The organism is Pseudomonas sp. P5_A2_2, from assembly GCF_054177685.1.
Genome location: NZ_JBGCUL010000473.1, coordinates 1 through 3,493, shown reverse-complemented (window position 1 = coordinate 3,493; position 3,493 = coordinate 1). Strand labels below are relative to the sequence as shown.

Here is a 3,493-nt window from a genome sequence, read left to right as displayed (position 1 = left end):
CAGCTTGGCAAAGGAGTTGTTCTCAAGCTCAGTGCCGAAGTTCAGGCCCGCGGTACGCGACAGGTAGTAGAAGCGGTCGCCGTTCTGCAACGCCTCCATCTGGGTTTCAAACACGAAGTTGAACGTCGAGCCGAGCATGCCGCCGAACGGCATCTTCTGTTCGGCGAGGCCACCGACCCAGAAGTCGATGTCGTCGACACCCGTGACCGTCACACCTGTCAGGTCATCTGCAGTACCCAGTACCCCATCCCTGCCGGCCGTCGTTATGTTGGCATAGGCTCCGGTGCTGTTGAGGAAGTCCAGGCGATCAGCCGGCGAACCCGCAACATTGAATACCAGCGCAAAGGCTGCAGCGCGTTTGTCTGCCAGCGTGGTCGCCGCCGTGATCGAAGAATGCGTACCAAAGGCTGCAATGAAGTTGACCAGCGACTCGGGGTGCTTGAGGCTGTCCGCCAGGTCAACCCAACTGATGTACGGCTTGAGTTGGCTGTCGCCGGTTGATGCGTAGAACTCACGGCGCGCCTCATTCAAGGTGGGGATGCCCGTGTCGCGACCACGCGCCAGGTTCAGGCTCGGCAAATCGAGCGGCAGACCGAGCAGGTTGTTGCGCAACGCTTCGGTGACGAACTCATCGATCTCGTTGCCGACCTGGCGGGTCACACCGCGAATGATCGCCCCTGCCGCCTGGTCCGCAGTCACCCCGCTGCCGGCGAACGCCAGGGGGTTGAGGAAGGCTGCGATCAGACCCAGTTGCGAGTCCGGGTTGGCCGGGTTAGTGAGGAGCGGATTGAACGCCGGGTCGAAGCGATCGACGGTCTCGGTCAACATCGAGTGACCGAAGCGGTACACCACGTGGGCGAACTCGGCGAGGATAGCCGGGTTGATCGAGGTGTCATAGCCGCTGGGCGCAAGGAACCCATCGACCTGCGGCTGAATGGTCCGCGCGAACTCTTCGAACACCAAGTGTTGGTACTGCATCTCGGTGCCGAACTTGGCGGCCTGGAACAGGCGTTCGCCGTCCCACACCAACGCTGCAATCCCGGCGGGTGTAGTCGGAATCGCGGCCACGTCGACCGCCAGCCACTCATTGAGGAAGGCCAGGTCGCCGGCGGCTATGAGGGTGTCCTTGGTTTGCTGGACCAGGCGGTTGTGCTCGGAGTGGAACACATGGTGCACGGTGGTCAGGCCAATGTTCTCGTTGACCCGACCGTCGCMGGCAATGTAGTGGGCGTCGAGCAGTTCGTTGTCATAGGTCAGGTTGTTGCCACCCGCGTCAACGGGCTGCGCATTGCCGACAGCGATGTCGGCATCCGCCTGCAGTACCCCGCCGACGACGACCGGCGCGGCATTGTGGGCGATGTCATCGAGGAAGCCATGCCCGGCACTCACGGCGTTAGCCAGACTGATGGGAGCTGCCCGGTTGCCTTCGACCAGTTGAGTGACGTCATCCGCCGTCCCGGCGATGCCGTCAGCACCGTTGCTGATGCGAATCACCACCTGCGGCATGCCGTTCGGCCCGCGGATGAAGTTGCCGTACGCATCGGTTGCCAGCAATGGCACGTTATGTACATCGGCATCAGTCAGGTTGATGCCCAGAATGTCACGGGCCTGGGCCTTGACCACTTTCCAGGTCGCCATGCCGCCATTTTCGCCGCTGCCATCATCGGCAGTGCCGAACAGGCCATCGGCGCCGAGATCGCGGTTGGTAATCAAGCGTCCGGTTGCAACAGGATCGCCGTCCGCATTGAGCACGTACTCGCGCAGGAACACCTGATGCGAAGGGTGTGAGCTGTAGGTCTGGCTCTGGTCGACGAACGGCGAGGTGGTGTTGGGCTGGCCATCATCGGCAGTGCCGAGTACTCCGTCTGCGCCGGGGGTACGCACCGCACGTGGCAGCACCATGAAATTGGTCGGGCTGCCCGCTACGAACAACGGATCGTCCGGTTGCAGCGGAATAAACACGAAGTCGGTAGCGCTCTTGGTGACCAGGTCGAGACCGTGGTCGAAGAACTGGCCGAAGAAGGTCATCCAGGAGTTGAAGCTGGCGGTCAGGCCGACGTCCGGCGACACGTTGGGCATGAAGAACACGTCCTTGTCATCGGCCGTGCCGAACACGCCATCCAGCCCGGGGCTGGTGACTATCTGTACGCCAGGCTTGAGTACGTCGTCATTACCCGCACCCACTACGCCGAAGTTGAGTACACCGTCCAGTCCCGGGTCGAACGCTGCGGCATAGGCCGCCGGGTTATTGGCGGTCTGGTCGACGATCAGGTTACTGATGATCCGTGGTTGCGGATCGGTCACCGACCCTGTCCCGGCGTATGCATCCAGAAACGAGGGATCGAGCAGGCGCGGGAAAGCATTGTCCGCAGCGCCAAACTCGCTCTGGCCGGTGACCAGGTTGTTGAAGCTGCCATCGACGGTACGCAGGCCGAACGGCACCTGAGTGTTGGGAAGCAAATCAATGAGGCTGGTGCCGTCGGCATTCGCTTCTGCGATAAAGATTTGCTTAAGGATGAACTCCAGGTCCGACTTGCTGAAATTGGCCATTTTGGATTGCCCTCGATCTGTCTGGGTAAAGGCACGGGACGAGAAAATCCTCCCGCGCCAAGTCAAGTGCTGGTTTGCGCAGTTTGTTTTTTATGTTTTTTTGCGAGAGCTCTGGCGCTACCCGGGACCCGGGATACGCGCCTGGAATTCGCGAAATGAATTGCTCGCCGGGCGATCAGGCAGAGCGGATTCGAGCCCTGGGCGGGTCATGGAATCTGGAAGTGAAGGCGAACGTCCTGGACACCACCTTCCCTCTGCAAAAGCACGAAATGATCGACATGAATCGGCTCCTCTCGGGAAAGTCACCGCGCCTTGCATTGCCAAAGCGATGGCAAACTTCAGCGGGCGGGTCCCCCGATAACTAAGACTAAAGTTCCATAGCAAGTCTTTGTCAATATTATGTCGTTAAAACAGATGACCGGTTTTAGGATTCATAACTAGCTGTTTTTAAAAGACATATAGGAATTTGAGTGCAGGTATAGAGCGAAATGTTATTTCTTACTGCCGGAAGTGCATAAAACAAAGGAATAACGTCGCAGCGCGTAACGACCTGAGTACCTTTCATGTCCTTCATCCAGAAGAAGGTTGTGTCCTTCCGGCCTTGAGTGGAGAGATTGCGCGCGCCGAACCGGAGGTACGGGTGGCCGTCGAAAAAGGCCTGAAGCAAATACAGAAAGCCTGGGCCGATCGTCTCCGTAGCCCTGATGCGGCATGGGCCGTCATCGCTCAATGTGTGGGAGCGCCAGTCCTGTCCCGAGCAGTCGAGAAAGAACGAGCTCACAAGGAAATCATTGCCTCGACCCGCAAAGCTATTTCACATCGGAAAAATCGAAGAACGTCTCCGATTATGCGAGAGCAGTTCGCAACGCCATGATCATCGCTATCGCTGCAAAACCCTGGTCGATTCAGCCCTCCCTGAATTCCCACACCGAATGCATTCATG

The 3,493-nt window shown here is 59.0% G+C and carries 2 protein-coding genes; one reads left to right on the top strand and one right to left on the bottom strand.

Going from position 1 to position 3,493, the window contains the following annotated elements:
• Positions 1 to 2,550: peroxidase family protein (locus ACXRVY_RS20615; RefSeq protein WP_458238117.1), on the bottom strand; the 2,550-nt coding region annotated here is incomplete at its 3' end.
• A gap of 711 nt (positions 2,551 to 3,261) precedes the next feature.
• Between ACXRVY_RS20615 and ACXRVY_RS20610 the strand changes: the two genes are divergently transcribed.
• Positions 3,262 to 3,493 (top strand): hypothetical protein (locus ACXRVY_RS20610; RefSeq protein ID WP_458238116.1); only part of this gene is annotated, 232 nt, incomplete at its 3' end.